Source organism: Sphaerisporangium cinnabarinum (assembly GCF_055567015.1).
In genome coordinates this window covers 322,488-338,518 of record NZ_JBVHRG010000003.1, presented here as the reverse complement: position 1 = coordinate 338,518, position 16,031 = coordinate 322,488, and the positions used below count along the sequence as shown (strand labels likewise).

Below are 16,031 nucleotides of genomic sequence, written 5' to 3'. Positions count from 1 at the left end.
CGGTCGGCCCGTCTCGTCCCGCTCGGGCTCGCTCCGGTCCGCGGCGTGCCGCGGCGTGTCCGGCGCGTCCCGCCGCGCCCCCGCGGGTGCCGTTCCTAGAGTGGGGTCATGACTGGGCACACCTCGGGGTCCGACGCCGGACCCGACCTCAAGCCGCGTTCCCGCCAGGTCACCGACGGCCTGGAGGCGACGGCGTCGCGCGGCATGCTGCGCGCCGTCGGCATGGGCGACGAGGACTTCGCCAAGCCGCAGATCGGCATCGCGAGCTCGTGGAACGAGATCACGCCGTGCAACCTGTCGCTCGACCGGCTCGCGCAGGGCGCGAAGGAGGGCGTGCACGCGGGCGGCGGGTACCCGCTGCAGTTCGGGACGATCTCCGTCTCCGACGGCATCTCCATGGGCCACGAGGGGATGCACTTCTCGCTCGTGAGCCGCGACATCATCGCGGACTCGGTCGAGACGGTCGTCCAGGCGGAGCGCCTCGACGGGACGGTCCTCCTCGCCGGGTGCGACAAGTCCCTGCCGGGGATGCTCATGGCGGCCGCGCGGCTGGACCTGGCGAGCGTGTTCCTCTACGCGGGCTCGATCATGCCTGGCTGGGTCAAGCTCTCCGACGGCACGGAGAAGGACGTCACGCTCATCGACGCGTTCGAGGCGGTCGGCGCGTGCGCGCGCGGGCTCATGAGCCGCGAGGACGTGGACCGCATCGAGCGCGCCATCTGCCCCGGCGAGGGCGCGTGCGGCGGCATGTACACCGCGAACACGATGGCGTCGGTCGCCGAGGCGATGGGCATGTCGCTGCCCGGCTCGGCGGCGCCGCCGTCGGCGGACCGGCGCCGCGACGCGTTCGCGCACCGCTCGGGCGAGGCCGTCGTCAACCTGCTGCGGCTCGGCATCACGGCGCGCGACATCATGACGAAGGAGGCGTTCGAGAACGCGATCGCCGTCGTCATGGCGTTCGGCGGCTCCACCAACGCGGTGCTGCACCTGCTCGCCATCGCGCACGAGGCCGAGGTCGACCTGACGCTCGCCGACTTCGACCGGGTCGCGAGCCGCGTGCCGCACCTCGGCGACCTCAAGCCGTTCGGGCGCTACGTGATGAACGACGTCGACCGCATCGGCGGCGTGCCCGTGGTCATGAAGGCCCTGCTCGACGCCGGGCTGCTGCACGGCGACGCGCTCACCGTCACCGGCCGTACGGTCGCGGAGAACCTCGCCGACATCGACCCGCCCGACCCGGACGGCAAGATCCTGCGGGCCCTCGACAACCCCATCCACCACACGGGCGGCATCACGATCCTGCACGGGTCGCTCGCGCCCGAGGGTGCCGTCGTGAAGTCCGCCGGGTTCGACGAGGACGTGTTCGAGGGCACCGCGCGCGTCTTCGAGCGCGAGCGCGCGGCGCTCGACGCCCTGGAGGACGGCACGATCACCGACGGGGACGTCGTCGTCATCCGCTACGAGGGGCCCAAGGGCGGCCCGGGCATGCGCGAGATGCTCGCCATCACGGGCGCGATCAAGGGCGCGGGGCTCGGCAAGACCGTCCTGCTGCTCACCGACGGGCGCTTCTCCGGCGGGACGACGGGGCTGTGCGTCGGGCACGTCGCGCCCGAGGCGGTCGACGGCGGCCCCATCGCGTTCGTGCGCGACGGCGACCCGATCCGGCTCGACGTGGCGAACAAGACGCTCGACCTGCTCGTCGACGCCGACACGCTCGCCGCGCGCCGCGACGGGTGGGCGCCGCTGCCCCCGACGTTCACGCGCGGCGTGCTGGCGAAGTACGCCAAGCTCGTCCAGTCGGCGTCGCGCGGCGCGATCCTCGAGTGACCCCGGAGCGCGCGGGCGTCGGAGGCGCGCACTAGCGTGGTGTCGCACCTCGCCGCAGCGACGCACCCCGGAGGACGGCCATGACCCAGACGGCGGACGACCGCATCACCGCGCGCCAGTTCCACGACAGCGACGGCGTCGAGGACTGGCGGGTCATCCTCAGGACCGTGCAGACGCTGTTCCGCACGGGCTCCTTCACCGCGGGCGTCGAGCTGGTCGACGCGATCGGCGAGCTCGCGGACGCGGCGAACCACCACCCCGACGTCGACCTGCGGTACGGGTCGGTGACGGTCCGGCTGACGTCGCACGACGTCGGGGGCGTCAGCGCGCGCGACGTGGCCCTCGCCCGGCAGATCTCCGCGGCGGCGCGCGAGCTCGACCTCCGCGCGGACCCGACCGCGGTGCAGGACCTCGAGATCGCGGTCGACACCCTCGTCGGGACGGCGGTGCAGCCGTTCTGGCGCGCCGTCCTCGGGTTCGACGAGGGCGCGCCCGAGCTGCCCGCGCCCGAGCTCCGCGACCCGACCGCGCACGCTCCCGCGTTCTGGTTCCAGCAGATGGACGCGCCGCGCGAGCAGCGCAACCGCATCCACGTGGACGTGACGGTCCCGCACGACGTCGCGGAGGCGCGCGTCACCGCCGCCATCGCCGCGGGCGGGCACCTCGTCTCCGACCGGCGCGCGCCCGCCTTCTGGGTCCTGGCCGACGCCGAGGGCAACGAGGCGTGCGTGTGCACCTGGCAGGCGCGCGACTGACGCGAGGCGTCGCTCCCGGCCCGGCGGCGTGGCCTCCCACAGGGGGTCAGGCGCGCGCGACGACGAGCTCGTCGTAGCCGGGCACGAGCACCCGGCGCTTGGCGCGGCGGGACACGACGCGCAGGGGAGCGCCGTCGTCGTACAGCGCGTGCAGGAACGCGGCGATCTCGGCGCGGGCGAGCGCGGCGCCGAGGCACAGGTGGCGCCCCGCGCCGAACCAGAGCTGACGCGTCTCGCGCACGTAGGGGCGGTCGGCGCGGAACGGCCCGGCCGCCGCGTTCGCCGCCCACGTGAGGATCATGACGCGCTCCCCGGCGCGCAGGGTGCGGCCCGCGACCTCGACGTCGGCCGACACGCCCCGGCCGATCACCGACGCCGGGCTCGTCACGCGCAGACCCTCGCGCACGGCGTTCTCGACGGCGTCCGGCTCGCCGGCTGCGCGCGTGACGGGGCGGGCCCGCTCGTCGGCCAGGAGCCGCAGCAGGCGGTGCTGCTCGCCGGTGTCGATCAGGAGCGCGGTGGTGCGGGCCATGGCCGACGCCGACGTCTCGGTGCCCGCGACCATGAGCAGGCTCGCGAGCCCGGTCGTCTCCTCCAGCCCGAGGCCGAGCTCGCGGCACCGGCCCAGCAGGCGGTCGGCCGGCGCGTGCCGCCACCCGTCCGGGACGCCCTGGGTCAGCTCGGCGACGATCTCCCGCGCCGCCGCGACCTGGTCCGGCGCGAGGTACGTCGAGCCGGCGCTGCCGAGCGCGATCGACGCGAGCCGCTCGCCCGTCGCGAAGGCCGTGAGCGCGTCGTCGTCCGTCGGGACGGCCTCCGGCGCCGCGCCACTCACGGCGCCCGCCGCTGATCCCGCCCCTGCGCCCGGCCCTGTGCCCGCCCCGGTGGCCGCCGGGGACGGGATGCCGAGCAGCGAGATCATCATGCGGCCGACGAGCACGCGGGCGAGCCGGCCGACGTCGACCGACCCGCCCGCGGCGAGGGTGCGGCGCGCGTCGTCGAGCGCGCGCGACCACGCGCCGTCGACCAGCGCCGCGGCGCTCGCCTCGGTGAAGAGCTCGCGCGAGCGGGTGCGCAGGTCGTGGTGGCCCGGGCCGTCGAACAGGTCGAGGACCCAGTCGCCGAGGATCTGGGCCCACAGGTGCCCGACCCCGCCCTCGCCGACGATCGTGAAGTGCCGGTGGTCGGTGAGGATGCGGCGGCCGACGGTCGGGTCGGCCGTCACCCACCCGAGGCCCGGAACCCGGCGCAGCCCTCCGCCCGGGCGCGGGCCGGTGAGCGCGCCGCCCACGAGGAGCACGCCGGCCATCGCGGGGCGCGCGGCGGTGAGGACCTGCAGCTCGCGCCGGGTCGTGGGCAAGGCGCGACGTCGCTCGCGGGTGGGCACGGGGCCGGTCGTGGTCGCAGTCACCGGGTCAGTGTGGCGCACCGGCGAGGCCACGGGGTGGCTGCGCCGCCGTCCGGGGATGGGCACTTCACCCCATCGGAACCTGTGGACGACCGCCGTCCGAGGGGGTCTGCTTGGCTACTGTGTCGCGCGTGCCAGAGAACCCGTCCCACCCGGTGGCCCCCGGGCCCGCTCCCGTGCGTCCTGCGGCGGTGATCGCCGCCGTCGGGGTCCACCTGCCCGAGCGCGTGGTCGACGTGCGCGAGGCGGAGCGCGCGCTCGCGGCGCGCAACCCGGGCGCGGCGCCGCGCGTGCCGATGGTCGCGCGCCTCACGGGCGTGCGCCAGGTCCACGTGCTCCCCGACGACTGGGACGCGTCCGACCTCGCCGTCGCGGCCGCCGAGAAGCTGCTGGCCACCCAGGGCCTCGCGCCCGACGACGTCGACCTGCTCCTCTTCGCGTCGGCGAGCCAGGACATGGTCGAGCCCGCGACGAGCCACATCGTCGCCGCGAAGCTGGGGGTCCGGGCGCCCGTCATGGACGTCAAGAACGCGTGCAACTCGGTGCTCAACGCGATCGAGGTCGCCGAGGCGCTCGTCGCGACGGGCCGCTACGGCACCGTGCTCGTCGCGTGCGGGGAGGCGCCGTCGCGCGCCGTGCGCTGGGACGTCCCCGACCGCGCGACGTACCTGCTCTCCGCCCCGGGCTACACCATGTCCGACGCCGGGGCCGCGGTCCTCGTGCGCCGCGCCACCCCGGCGGAGGCCGACGCGCGCGACGGCTCCGGCGCTCCCGCGCCCCGCGGCATCCTGGCGAGCGCGTTCGGCGCCGAGTCGACGCACTGGGACGTCGGCATGCTCCCCGGCGGCGGCACCGCGCACCCCCGCGACCTCGAGCGCACCTACTTCGAGATCGACGGGTCGCGGCTCCGGGACGCGTTCCTCGCCCTCGGGCCCGGGGTCGTCCTCGACGCGCTCGGCCGGGCGGGGCTCACGTGGGACGACGTCGCGCTCGTCGCCGTGCACCAGGTCGCCGTCGCCTACCTCGACGACGTGCACGCGGCGCTCGGCCTGCCGACCGGCCGCACGCTCGTCACCGTCGCCGACCACGGCAACGTCGCCTCCGCGACGCTCCCGCTCCAGCTCGCGACCGCGCTCGAGACGGGTCGGGTCGGGCCGGGCGACGTCGTCGTGCTCGTCGGCCTCGCGGGCGGCATCAGCATCGGCGCGACGGTGGTCCGGCTGTGAGCGCCCGACGGTTCACGCGCGGCGTGGCCAGCACGCAGCGGCTCGCGGTCGTGGTGCCCGCACGGGACGAGGCGCACGGGATCGTCGCGACGCTGGAGGCGCTGCGCGACCAGCAGGACACGGACTTCGACCTCGTCGTCGTGGACAACGGGTCGTCGGACGGCACGGGCGACCTGGTGCGCGCGACCGCGGCGGCGTGGGGCATGACGCGGTGGCGCGTCGTCGACGAGCCGCGGAAGGGCACGGGCGCGGCGGCCGACACGGGGATGCGGGCGGCGATCGCGCAGGGCGCGACGCACCTCGCGCGGACCGACGCCGACTGCCTGCCGCTGCCCGACTGGACCCGGCGCGTGCGCGCCGCGTTCGCGAGCGGGCACGACCTCGTCGCGGGGCGCCTCGTGCCGCGCACCGACGACCGCCCGGTCTCGCGCGTCCAGCAGGGCGTGCTCTCCGCGGCGGTGAGCGTCGCGAGCACGTTCGGGCGCTTCCGCCCCGGCAACCAGGACCCGTCCTACCTCGGCCCCTACGTCATGGCGCCGGGCTGCAACATGGCGATCACGGCGGCGCTGTACGAGGCGGCGGGCGGGTTCCCGCGCACCGCGATCGAGGACGTCCACGAGGACCGCGCGCTCGTCAACGCGGTGCGCCGCCTCACGCGGCGGTACGGCGCGCACCGCGACGTCGTCGTGCTCGCGTCCACGCGCCGGGCGCACGCGTGGGGCCTCGTCCGCACGCTCGGCTGGTACGCCGACCACCGCTACCGGCCCGAGCTCGTGGACATCCGATGAGCGGCACGGCGCTCGCGCCCGCACGTGCCGGGCTCGCCGCGGCGATGCGCTGGGAGGAGCGGGTCCAGCGCGGGGCGCACCCGCTCGTCTACCCGGCGATCCGGGCCCTGCGGCACCGCGGGCCGATCGTGCGCGTCCCCGGGATCGGGGTGGTCGTGTCCGACGCCGCGACGGCACGCGCCGTGCTGCTCGACACCGAGCACTTCTCCAAGGTGGGTCCGGGGTCGCCGTCGGACCTGTGGACGCCCGTGCTCGGCCCGTCCGTGCTCCTCAACATGGAGGGCGCCGACCACGCGCGCCTGCGCCGGGCGCTGTCGGGCCTCTTCACGCCCCGCGCGGTGCGCGACCTCGTCGCGGTGAGCGTCCCCGACGTCCTCGCAGGGCTCGCCCCGCGGCTGCTCGCGGGCGAGCGCGTCGACCTCGTGGCACAGACGGCGACCATGGCGGGGACGGTCATCTGCGCGATGACCGGGCTGCCCCCGACGGACTCTGCCGTCCGCGACGCGATGACCGCCGCGCAGTCCGTGGTCGGGCTCGTGCGCCTGCACCGGCGCAGCCTCACGCCCACCCAGGTGCGGCACGCGCGCGCCGTCCTCGCGCGGCTGTCCGCCCCGGCGCGCGACGCCTACCGTGCGGGGGACCCGTCGACCGTGCCCGGGCGCATGCGCGAGCTCGGGCTCTCGGAGGACGAGGCGCTGGGCGCCGTCGGCGCGTTCGTGCTCACCGGCACCGAGACGATCCAGTCGTTCGTGCCGCGCCTCGTGGCGCTCGCCGCCGACACCGGCTGGCTCGACCGGCTCCTCGCGGCCGGTGCGGAGAGCGGGCACGACGCCGCGCTGCGCGGTCGCGTCGTGGAGGAGGCGCTGCGCGTCACGGCCCCCACGCCCGCCATGCTCCGTTCGGTGCGGGCCGGCACGACCGTGGGCGACGTCCGCGTCCGCGCGGGGGACCGGGTCGTCGTCGCGACGGTCTCGTGCTGCAAGGACGCGGGCCCCTTCGACCCGGACGCCCCCGTCGACCCGGCCGTGCGCCACCTGTGGTTCGGCGCCGGGCCGCACTTCTGCCTCGGCATGCCGCTCGCCCTCGCCCAGGTCGACGCGGTGCTGGACGCCCTGCGCCCGGTCGCCGCGGCGGGCCGGAGCCTCGAGGTCACCGACCGCGCCGTCGCGCGCGGCGTGCTCATCCCCGCGTACCGCTCGCTCGTCGTGCGAGCGAGGGAGGCGGCGTGAGCGTGCCCGACGGCGTGCCCCGCCACCTGCTCGCCCCGATCCTCGAGCGTGGCGTCACCGGGCACGCGTCCGCCGATGCCGTCGCCCTCCGGCGCTGGACGCGGCCGGGCCGCCGCGGCGCGCGCGTGCGCGAGGAGGTCACGTACGCCGACCTCGCGCGGCGCGTCGAGGCGACGGCGACGGCGCTCGCGGCCGGCGGTCTCGCGCCCGGGGACCGTGCCCTGTTCTCAGTGCGGCCCCGGCCGGCGGGCGTCGTGCTCGCGCTCGGGGTCGTCCGCGCGGGCAGCACGATCGTGTTCGTCGACCCGGGGTCGACCCCCGATCTCTTCGCGGCGCGCGTGCACGCGGCCGGGCCGTCGCTCGCGACCACCGAGTCGCTGCTCTACGCCGTCTCGCGCGGGCCGCTGCGCCGACTGGCCCGGTCGCGGGGCCTGCTGCTGCCCGACTACGCGAGCCTGCCGCTGCGGCACGTGCACGCGGGGCCGTGGCTCCCCGGGGTGCCGCGCGGCTCGCGCGCCGCGCGTCGCCTCGCCGCGAGCCCGGTCGACCGCACGGCGCTGCCGCCGCTCGACCCGGACCGTGAGGCGCTCACCGTCTTCACGTCCGGCACGACGGCGCAGCCGAAGGCCGTCGTGCACACGGCCGGGTCGCTGCTCGCCGGCTGTGACCTGCTGCGCGACGTGTTCGCGCTCGCGCCGGGCGACGTCGTGCACACCGACCAGATGCTGCTCGGCGTCCCGGCGCTGCTCGCGGGTGCCACGTGGTCCGTGCCGGCCGACCCGCCGGGCCGCGACATCACGACCTTCGCGCGCCAGCTCGACGGCGCCGCGGGCACGTACCTCGTGCCCGCGGACGCCACGGCGCTGCTCCACGCGGTCGAGGCCGGGAGGGTGCCCGCGCGCGGGCCGCGCGTCGCGCTCGTCGGCGGCGCTCCCGTGACCCGCGCGCTCCTGGAGCGCGCGACGCGCGTGCTGCCCGGCACGCGGTGGGCTGCGGTGTACGGGATGACGGAGATCCTCCCGGTCGCCGTGGTCGAGGCACGGGAGAAGCTCGCGCACGCGGGCGACGGCGACCTCGTCGGCGCGCCGCTGCCGGGCACGGTCGTGCGGCTCGACCCGGTCGAGGGCGAGGAGCCCGAGGGCGGCCGGGACGGCGTGGGCGAGCCCGGGCGCGACGACGTCGTCGGGGAGCTCGTGCTGTCGGGGCCGTCGCTCATGGCGGGCTACCTGCACGACCTCGACGCCCCCGTCCGCGGCGCGGGCGCACGGGCCACGGAGCACCGCTCCGGCGACCTCGCGCGCGTCGATCACGCGGGGCGGCTCGTGCTCGTCGGCCGCACGCGGGACATGATCATCCGCGGCACGACGAACATCTACCCCGGCCTGTTCGAGCCCCGCATCGCCGCGCTCGACGGCGTCGGCGAGGCGCTGCTCGTGGGCGTGCCCCAGGTGGACGGCGACGAACGCGTCGCGCTCGTCGTCACCTCCGCGGTGGGCGAGCGGCCGGGCGGGGCGGCCGGGCCCGGTCCGAGGCCCGACGCCGGTGCGGCGGTCCGCCTCGACCCGCACCACCCGCTCGTCGACCGGGTGCGCGCCGCGCTGCCGGGCGTGCTCGACCACGACGCGCTGCCCGACGTCGTGCTGCACGCGGACCGCGTGCCGCTCGCCGGTCGCTCGCGCAAGCCCGACCGCGCCGCGCTCTCGCGCGCCGCCGCGACGCTGGTGCCCGCCGCGCCGCTCGCGGTCCCCGATCCGCGCGTGCCCGCCGCGCCGACCCCCGTCGGCCGAGACACCCCCGGCCCCCGCGCGTGAGGGTCGTCGTCACCGGGGCGTCGGGGTTCGTCGGGGGAGCGGTCGCGCGCGGTCTGGTCGCCGACGGCCACGAGGTCTGGACGGCGTCCCGCCGCGACGCGACGGTCGACGGCGCCAGACACCTCGCCTGGGACCTCACCACCGGTCCGCTGGTCGACCCGCCCCCGGTGGACGCCGTCGTGCACGCGGGCGCCGCCGTGTCCGACTGGTGCGCGCTCGACGTCGCGCGTGCCACGAACGTCGCCGGGACGCTCGCGGTCCGCGACACGTTCCCCGGCGCCCGGTTCGTGCACGTCTCGTCCGGCAGCGTGTACGACCCGTTCCGCCCGAGCGTCCGCGCCCGCGAGCGCGAGGCACCGGTCGCGCGGTACCTCGACGCCTACGGCACGACGAAGGCGGAGGCCGAGCGCGCGCTGGCCCGTGACGTCGCGCGTCACCCGGAGCGGGGCGCCGTCGTCGTGCTGCGCCCGCACGCGGTCTACGGTCCCGGGGACACGACGCTCCTGCCGCGCGTCGAGGCCGCCGTGCGGCGCGGGCGTCTCGTCCTGCCCGGCGGCGGACGCGTGCTCCAGTCCCTGACCCACGTGGACACGCTGCTCGCCGCGGTGCGCGCCGCCGTTGTGCTGCCCGACGCCGCGGCCCGCGCCACCGCGCCCGCCGTGGACCACGACGAGCAGGTCGCGACCCGGGGGCTGCTCGTCGCGAACGTCGCCGACGCCGAGCCGGTCGTGCTGCGCGACGCGCTCGTCGACGCGCTGCGCCGCCGCGGCACCGACGTGCGGGTCGTCGCCGTCCCGGTCCGCCCCGCCTGGGCGCTCGCGGGCGCGGTCGAGACCGTCGCCCGGCTGCTGCGACGCCCTGGGCCGCCGCGCCTCACCCGGTACGCGCTGAGCCACCTCGCGACGGAACGCACCTACGACCTCACGGTCCTGCGGGACGTGCTGGGCGTCGACCCGTCCCCGACGTCGTTCGCCGGGGCGCACGCGTGGTGAGCGCCGCACCGGTGCTCGCCCCGTCCTTCGACCCGGTCGTGGGGGACGTCCGTCCGGCGTGCCGGACGCGCGCCCCGCGGCGCGGTCGGGCAGGGTGAGGGACGAGACGTGGAGCAGAGAGGACCGACGATGTCGCAGCACGCCCGGACCGAGGCCGAGGACGCACGCCGCGGGGGGTGGCCCGGTGCCGAGACGCCGGCGGACGCGCCCTGGTGGACGCGCTCGGTCGTGTACCAGGTGTACCCGCGCTCGTTCCAGGACACCGACGGCGACGGCGTCGGGGACCTCCCCGGGATCACACGGCGCCTCGACCACCTCGAGAGGCTCGGGGTCGACGTCGTGTGGCTGTCCCCGGTGTACCGGTCGCCGCAGGCGGACAACGGCTACGACATCAGCGACTACGAGGACGTCGACCCGCTGTTCGGGTCGCTCGCAGACCTCGACGCCCTGATCGAGGGGCTGCACGCGCGCGGGATGAAGCTCGTCATGGACCTCGTCGTCAACCACACGAGCGACGAGCACCCGTGGTTCGTCGAGTCGCGCTCGTCCGCGCAGAGCCCGCGGCGCGACTGGTACTGGTGGCGCCCCGCGCGCGAGGGCATGGAGCCGGGCGCCCCGGGCGCCGAGCCGACGAACTGGCGCTCGTTCTTCGGGGGCAGCGCGTGGCGGTTCGACGAGGCCTCGGGCGCGTACTACCTGCACCTGTTCGACACCAAGCAGCCGGACCTCAACTGGGAGAACCCCGACGTCCGCGAGGCGGTCTACGCGATGATGCGGCGGTGGCTCGACCGCGGCGTCGACGGCTTCCGCATGGACGTCATCAACCTCGTCTCCAAGGACGTCGCGCCCGACGGCTCGCTGCCCGACGGCGAGGTGCACTGGGGCACCTACGGGGACGGGAGCCCGCACTACACGGACGGGCCGCGCGTGCACGAGTTCCTCGCCGAGATGCACCGCGAGGTGTTCGCGCCCTACCTCGCCCGCGGCCGGGAGATCCTCACGGTGGGGGAGACGCCGGGGGTGACGGTCGAGCACGGCGTGCGGTACACCGACCCGGACCGTCGCGAGGTCGACATGGTGTTCCAGTTCGAGCACATGGGCATCGACCACGGCGCGACCCGCTACGACCCGGTCCGGTGGGACCTCGCCGACCTCAAGGCGACCCTCGGCCGGTGGCAGGCGGGCCTCGCCCACCGGGGCTGGAACGCCCTCTACTGGGACAACCACGACCAGCCGCGCGTCGTCTCGCGGTTCGGCGACGACTCCCCGGAGCACCGCGTCGCCTCGGCGAAGGCGCTCGCCCTCCTGCTGCACCTGCACCGCGGCACGCCCTACGTCTACCAGGGCGAGGAGCTCGCCATGACGAACGCGCCGTTCACGCGGATCGAGCAGTACCAGGACGTCGAGTCGCTCGGGTACTTCCGCGAGCTCACCGGCCGCACGGGTGCTCCGCGCCTGCGGACCGACGGGGAGATGCTCGCCGTGCTGGCGCACGCGAGCCGCGACCACGCCCGCACGCCCGTGCAGTGGGACGCGAGCGCGAACGCGGGCTTCACGACGGGGACGCCGTGGCTCGAGGTGAACCCGAACCACACGACGATCAACGCGGAGGCGGCCTGGGCCGACGAGGACTCCGTGCTGTACTTCTACCGGCGCCTCGTCGCGCTGCGCCGCCAGGAGCCGGTCGTCGCGTTCGGCGACTTCCGCATGCTGCTGCCCGACCACGAGGCGATCTACGCGTTCACGCGCGCCCTCGACGCGCCCGGCCCCGACGGCACGACCGTCCGGGACGAGCTCCTCGTGCTCGTCAACGTCGGCGGCGTCCCGCAGGACGTCCCGGCCGGGACGCTCACGGGCTGGGAGGAGGCGTCGGTCCTCGTGACCACGCACCCCGGGCGGGCCGACGACGGCACGCGGCCGGGCGTCGTCGGGCACCTGGAGCCGTGGGAGGGGCGGGTGCTCCGTCGCACCGGTCCGCGCACCGCACGTCCCAGTGCGTGAGACGGCCGCCTCGACACGTGACATCACCGGGACATGGGCGTACAGTCCCAGACGTGCAGACGATCCTCCTTGTAGTACTTCCTGAGCGCGCCGGCTGAGGCCACGCCACCAGGCTTCGTCAGCGCGCTCACCCCTCGTCCAGCCCGGCATCCCGGGTCCGAGGGGTTTTTTGTTGCCACCACAACGCCATCAGCACGGCAGACAGACCGCGGCGGGCCCACCCGGCCACCGCGAGCGCCGCACCCGCGAGACCCGCGAGGACCGGCACCCGCACACCGCGACCAGCACGACCGCACCACCACGGTCGGCTCCGGTTCCCGGCGGAGCGCCCCACGGGGCGCCCGCCGGGCCGAGGCCACGACACGCAGGAGACACCATGGCCCAGGGTCCCACCCCGGCACCTCCGCGACAGGGCGCCCCGGCGTCCGCCGCGGCGCCGAAGCCCGCCCCGACACCCGCGTCGGTCGCCCCGCGCGGCGACGTCCGGCGCGCAGCCACGGCTCGCCCGGCCGGCGCCTCGACCGGCGCCCCGACGGGCGAGGAGATGACGGGCGCGCAGTCGATCGTCCGCTCGCTCGAGGAGGCCGGTGCCGAGGTCGTCTTCGGCATCCCGGGTGGTGCGATCCTCCCGACGTACGACCCGCTCATGGACTCCCAGCGTCTGCGCCACATCCTCGTGCGCCACGAGCAGGGGGGCGGCCACGCGGCGCAGGGCTACGCCCACGCGACCGGCCGCGTCGGCGTCACGATGGCGACGTCGGGCCCGGGCGCGACGAACCTGGTGACCCCGATCGCGGACGCGAACATGGACTCGATCCCGCTCGTGGCGATCACGGGGCAGGTCGCCGAGTCGATGATCGGGACCGACGGTTTCCAGGAGGCGGACATCGTCGGCATCACCATGCCGATCACCAAGCACTCGTACCTGGTCACCGACCCGGACGACATCCCGCGCACCATCGCCGAGGCCTTCCACATCGCCTCGACCGGCCGCCCTGGCCCCGTGCTCGTGGACATCGCGAAGTCGGCGATGCAGTCCCGCACCACGTTCGCCTGGCCGCAGGACGTGCAGCTGCCCGGCTACCACCCGGTGACGAAGCCGCACAGCAAGCAGATCAAGGAGGCCGCGCGCCTGCTCGCGTCGGCCCGTCGTCCGGTCCTGTACGTGGGCGGTGGCGTGATCCGCGCGAACGCGTCGCCCGAGCTGCGTCGCCTCGTCGACCTGTCGGGCGCGCCCGTCGTGACGACGCTCATGGCGCGCGGCGCGGTGCCCGACACGCACCCCCAGAACCTCGGCATGCCCGGCATGCACGGCACCGTCCCGGCCGTGGCGGCGCTGCAGAAGGCCGACCTCGTCGTGTCGCTCGGCGCGCGGTTCGACGACCGCGTCACGGGCGCGCTGTCCAGCTTCGCGCCGCACGCGCAGGTGGTGCACGCCGACATCGACCCCGCGGAGATCGGCAAGAACCGCGACGTGGACGTGCCGATCGTCGGCGACCTCAAGGAGGTCATCACCGACCTGCTGCCCGAGCTCGAGCGCGAGCACGCGGCCAAGGGCAAGCCGGACGTCGAGGCCTGGTGGCGCCAGATCGACGACTGGCGCGAGACGTACCCGCTCGGCTACACGGAGCCCGACGACGGCCACCTCGCGCCGCAGCACGTCATCTCCCGCCTGGGCGAGATCTCCGGCCCGGAGTCGATCTACGTCGCGGGCGTGGGGCAGCACCAGATGTGGGCGGCCCAGTTCATCCGCTACGAGCACCCCCGGACGTGGCTCAACTCCGGCGGGCTCGGCACCATGGGCTTCTCGATCCCGGCGGCCATGGGCGCGAAGGTCGGCCGCCCCGACGCCACGGTGTGGGCGATCGACGGCGACGGCTGCTTCCAGATGACCAACCAGGAGCTCGCCACCTGCACGATCAACGAGATCCCCATCAAGGTCGCGCTGATCAACAACAGCTCGCTCGGCATGGTGCGCCAGTGGCAGACGCTGTTCTACGACCAGCGCTACTCGAACACGGACCTGCACACCGGCCACGGCACGGCGCGCGTGCCCGACTTCGTCAAGCTCGCCGACGCGTACGGGTGCGCGGGCATCCGCGTCGAGTCGATGGGCGAGGTGGACGCCGCGATCAAGCGTGCGATGGAGATCGACGACCGCCCGGTCGTCATCGACTTCAACGTCTCGCGCGACGCGATGGTGTGGCCGATGGTCGCCGCCGGCGTGAGCAACGACGACATCCAGTACGCGCGCGGCATCTCGCCCGCGTGGGACCGAGAGGACTGACCCGCCATGTCCCGCCACACCCTCTCCGTGCTCGTCGAGAACAAGCCCGGCGTGCTGACGCGCGTCGCGGGCCTGTTCGCACGCCGCGCCTTCAACATCCACTCCCTCGCCGTCGGCCCCACGGAGCACGAGGAGATCTCGCGCATCACCGTGGTCGTCGACGTCGAGGAGCGCCCGCTCGAGCAGGTGACGAAGCAGCTCAACAAGCTGGTCAACGTCATCAAGATCGTCGAGCTCGACGCGACCGCCTCGGTGCAGCGCGAGCTCCTGCTCGTCAAGGTCCGCGCCGACGGTGCCCACCGCACCGGCGTCCTCGAGGTCGTCAACCTGTTCCGCGCGAAGGTGGTCGACGTCGTGCCCGACGCCGTGACCATCGAGGCGACCGGCACGGGGGAGAAGCTCGACGCGCTGCTCGGAGCCCTCGAGCCCTACGGCGTGCGCGAGATCGTGAAGTCGGGGACCGTCGCCGTCGGGCGCGGGTCCCGTTCCATCACGGACCGCGCGCTGGAACGCGTCGTCCGCTCCGCCTGACCATCGCCTACCCTCGCACCGAGACCCTTGCGGGCGTCGGTGCGCACCGGTCGCCGTTCCGCGCGACACCGCAACAGACCCCTGCACCGCAACGAAGAACCGAGGAGATCCATCGTGGCTGAGCTGTTCTACGACGACGACGCCGACCTGTCCATCATCCAGAGCAAGAAGGTCGCGATCGTCGGCTACGGGAGCCAGGGTCACGCGCACGCCCAGAACCTGCGCGACTCGGGCGTCGAGGTCGTCGTCGCCCTGCGCGAGGGCTCCAAGTCCGTCGCGAAGGCCCAGGACGAGGGCTTCGAGGTCAAGTCCGTGGCGGACGCCGCGGCGTGGGCCGACCTGATCATGATCCTCGCGCCGGACCAGCACCAGCGCTCGATCTACAACGACGAGATCAAGCCGAACCTCGCCACGGGCAAGACGCTCGCGTTCGCGCACGGGTTCAACATCCGCTTCGGCTACATCGAGGCCCCCGAGGGCGTCGACGTCATCCTCGTCGCCCCGAAGGCCCCGGGCCACACGGTGCGCCGCGAGTTCGTCGCGGGTCGTGGCATCCCGGACATCATCGCCGTCGAGAAGGACGCGTCGGGCCAGGCCTGGGACGTCGCGCTGTCGTACGCGAAGGCGATCGGCGGCACGCGTGCGGGCGTCATCAAGACGACGTTCACCGAGGAGACCGAGACCGACCTGTTCGGCGAGCAGGCCGTGCTCTGCGGTGGTGTGTCGCAGCTCGTCCAGTACGGCTTCGAGACGCTGACCGAGGCCGGCTACCAGCCGGAGATCGCGTACTTCGAGGTGCTGCACGAGCTCAAGCTCATCGTCGACCTCATGTGGGAGGGCGGCATCGCCAAGCAGCGCTGGTCCGTCTCCGACACCGCCGAGTACGGCGACTACGTCTCCGGCCCGCGCGTCATCGACGCCCGCGTCAAGGAGAACATGCAGGGCGTCCTCGCCGACATCCAGTCGGGTGCGTTCGCGAAGCGCTTCATCGACGACCAGGACGCCGGCGCGCCGGAGTTCACGAAGCTCCGCGAGAAGGCTGCGCAGCACCCGATCGAGAAGGTCGGCAAGGAGCTGCGGTCGCTGTTCGCGTGGAAGCAGCAGGACGCCGACTACACCGAGGGCAGCGCCGCACGCTGACGCAGGCAGGGCGACGGAGGAGCTCTTGCCGGAGTC

The 16,031-nt window shown here is 75.0% G+C and carries 12 protein-coding genes; 11 read left to right on the top strand and 1 reads right to left on the bottom strand.

All coding sequences use genetic code 11. From position 1 onward, the window contains the following. The first annotated feature begins 108 nt into the window (after positions 1-108). Positions 109-1,827 (top strand): dihydroxy-acid dehydratase, encoded by a 1,719-nt coding sequence (gene ilvD, locus ACZ4MO_RS07120; RefSeq protein WP_074809864.1) that lies wholly within the window; start codon positions 109-111, stop codon positions 1,825-1,827. An 80-nt stretch (positions 1,828-1,907) separates the two neighbouring features. Then, the gene (locus tag ACZ4MO_RS07115; protein ID WP_175008245.1) at positions 1,908-2,582 is read left to right on the top strand and encodes a 4a-hydroxytetrahydrobiopterin dehydratase; all 675 of its coding nucleotides are present in this window, start codon (positions 1,908-1,910) and stop codon (positions 2,580-2,582) included. A gap of 46 nt (positions 2,583-2,628) precedes the next feature. Here the strand turns inward: ACZ4MO_RS07115 and ACZ4MO_RS07110 are convergent, their stop codons facing one another. Continuing rightward, on the bottom strand, positions 2,629-3,993 hold the full coding sequence (locus ACZ4MO_RS07110) for a cytochrome P450 (protein WP_255437062.1): 1,365 nt from the start codon (positions 3,991-3,993) through the stop codon (positions 2,629-2,631). A 128-nt stretch (positions 3,994-4,121) separates the two neighbouring features. Here ACZ4MO_RS07110 and ACZ4MO_RS07105 point away from each other — a divergent pair, with 128 nt between their 5' ends. The 9 genes from ACZ4MO_RS07105 (at position 4,122) to ilvC (ending at position 15,995) form a co-directional block, all read left to right on the top strand. Next, entirely contained in the window at positions 4,122-5,216 is a 1,095-nt protein-coding gene (locus ACZ4MO_RS07105; protein WP_255437063.1) for a 3-oxoacyl-ACP synthase III family protein, read from the top strand. Positions 5,217-5,239: 23 nt separating this feature from the next. After that, positions 5,240-6,004 carry a glycosyltransferase family 2 protein gene (locus ACZ4MO_RS07100; RefSeq protein WP_175008442.1) on the top strand — a complete coding sequence of 255 codons (765 nt, stop codon included), beginning with the start codon at positions 5,240-5,242 and terminating at the stop codon, positions 6,002-6,004. Next, the gene (locus tag ACZ4MO_RS07095; RefSeq protein ID WP_222592363.1) at positions 6,001-7,233 is read left to right on the top strand and encodes a cytochrome P450; all 1,233 of its coding nucleotides are present in this window, start codon (positions 6,001-6,003) and stop codon (positions 7,231-7,233) included. Before ACZ4MO_RS07100 ends, ACZ4MO_RS07095 begins: the two co-directional genes overlap by 4 nt. Next, positions 7,230-9,044 (top strand): AMP-binding protein, encoded by a 1,815-nt coding sequence (locus ACZ4MO_RS07090; protein WP_175008246.1) that lies wholly within the window; start codon positions 7,230-7,232, stop codon positions 9,042-9,044. The genes ACZ4MO_RS07095 and ACZ4MO_RS07090 overlap by 4 nt, the downstream gene beginning before the upstream one ends. Further along, entirely contained in the window at positions 9,041-10,036 is a 996-nt protein-coding gene (locus ACZ4MO_RS07085; protein WP_175008247.1) for an NAD-dependent epimerase/dehydratase family protein, read from the top strand. The genes ACZ4MO_RS07090 and ACZ4MO_RS07085 overlap by 4 nt, the downstream gene beginning before the upstream one ends. A gap of 129 nt (positions 10,037-10,165) precedes the next feature. Beyond that, the gene (locus ACZ4MO_RS07080; RefSeq protein WP_175008248.1) at positions 10,166-12,037 is read left to right on the top strand and encodes an alpha,alpha-phosphotrehalase; all 1,872 of its coding nucleotides are present in this window, start codon (positions 10,166-10,168) and stop codon (positions 12,035-12,037) included. A gap of 544 nt (positions 12,038-12,581) precedes the next feature. Continuing rightward, entirely contained in the window at positions 12,582-14,324 is a 1,743-nt protein-coding gene (locus ACZ4MO_RS07075; RefSeq protein WP_499278675.1) for an acetolactate synthase large subunit, read from the top strand. A 6-nt stretch (positions 14,325-14,330) separates the two neighbouring features. After that, complete coding sequence (gene ilvN / locus ACZ4MO_RS07070) at positions 14,331-14,855, top strand: acetolactate synthase small subunit (protein ID WP_175008250.1); 525 nt, start codon at positions 14,331-14,333, stop codon at positions 14,853-14,855. Positions 14,856-14,966: 111 nt separating this feature from the next. Continuing rightward, positions 14,967-15,995 (top strand): ketol-acid reductoisomerase, encoded by a 1,029-nt coding sequence (ilvC, locus tag ACZ4MO_RS07065; RefSeq protein WP_499278674.1) that lies wholly within the window; start codon positions 14,967-14,969, stop codon positions 15,993-15,995. Positions 15,996-16,031: the final 36 nt, after the last annotated feature.

Excerpts from the sequence above, each read along its gene's own strand:
- ilvD (WP_074809864.1), top strand. The coding sequence starts at position 109 with ATGACTGGGCACACCTCGGGGTCCGACGCCGGACCCGACCTCAAGCCG.
- ACZ4MO_RS07115 (WP_175008245.1), top strand. The coding sequence starts at position 1,908 with ATGACCCAGACGGCGGACGACCGCATCACCGCGCGCCAGTTCCACGAC.
- ACZ4MO_RS07095 (WP_222592363.1), top strand. The coding sequence starts at position 6,001 with ATGAGCGGCACGGCGCTCGCGCCCGCACGTGCCGGGCTCGCCGCGGCG.
- ACZ4MO_RS07080 (WP_175008248.1), top strand. The coding sequence starts at position 10,166 with ATGTCGCAGCACGCCCGGACCGAGGCCGAGGACGCACGCCGCGGGGGG.
- ACZ4MO_RS07075 (WP_499278675.1), top strand. The coding sequence starts at position 12,582 with ATGACGGGCGCGCAGTCGATCGTCCGCTCGCTCGAGGAGGCCGGTGCC.
- ilvN (WP_175008250.1), top strand. The coding sequence starts at position 14,331 with ATGTCCCGCCACACCCTCTCCGTGCTCGTCGAGAACAAGCCCGGCGTG.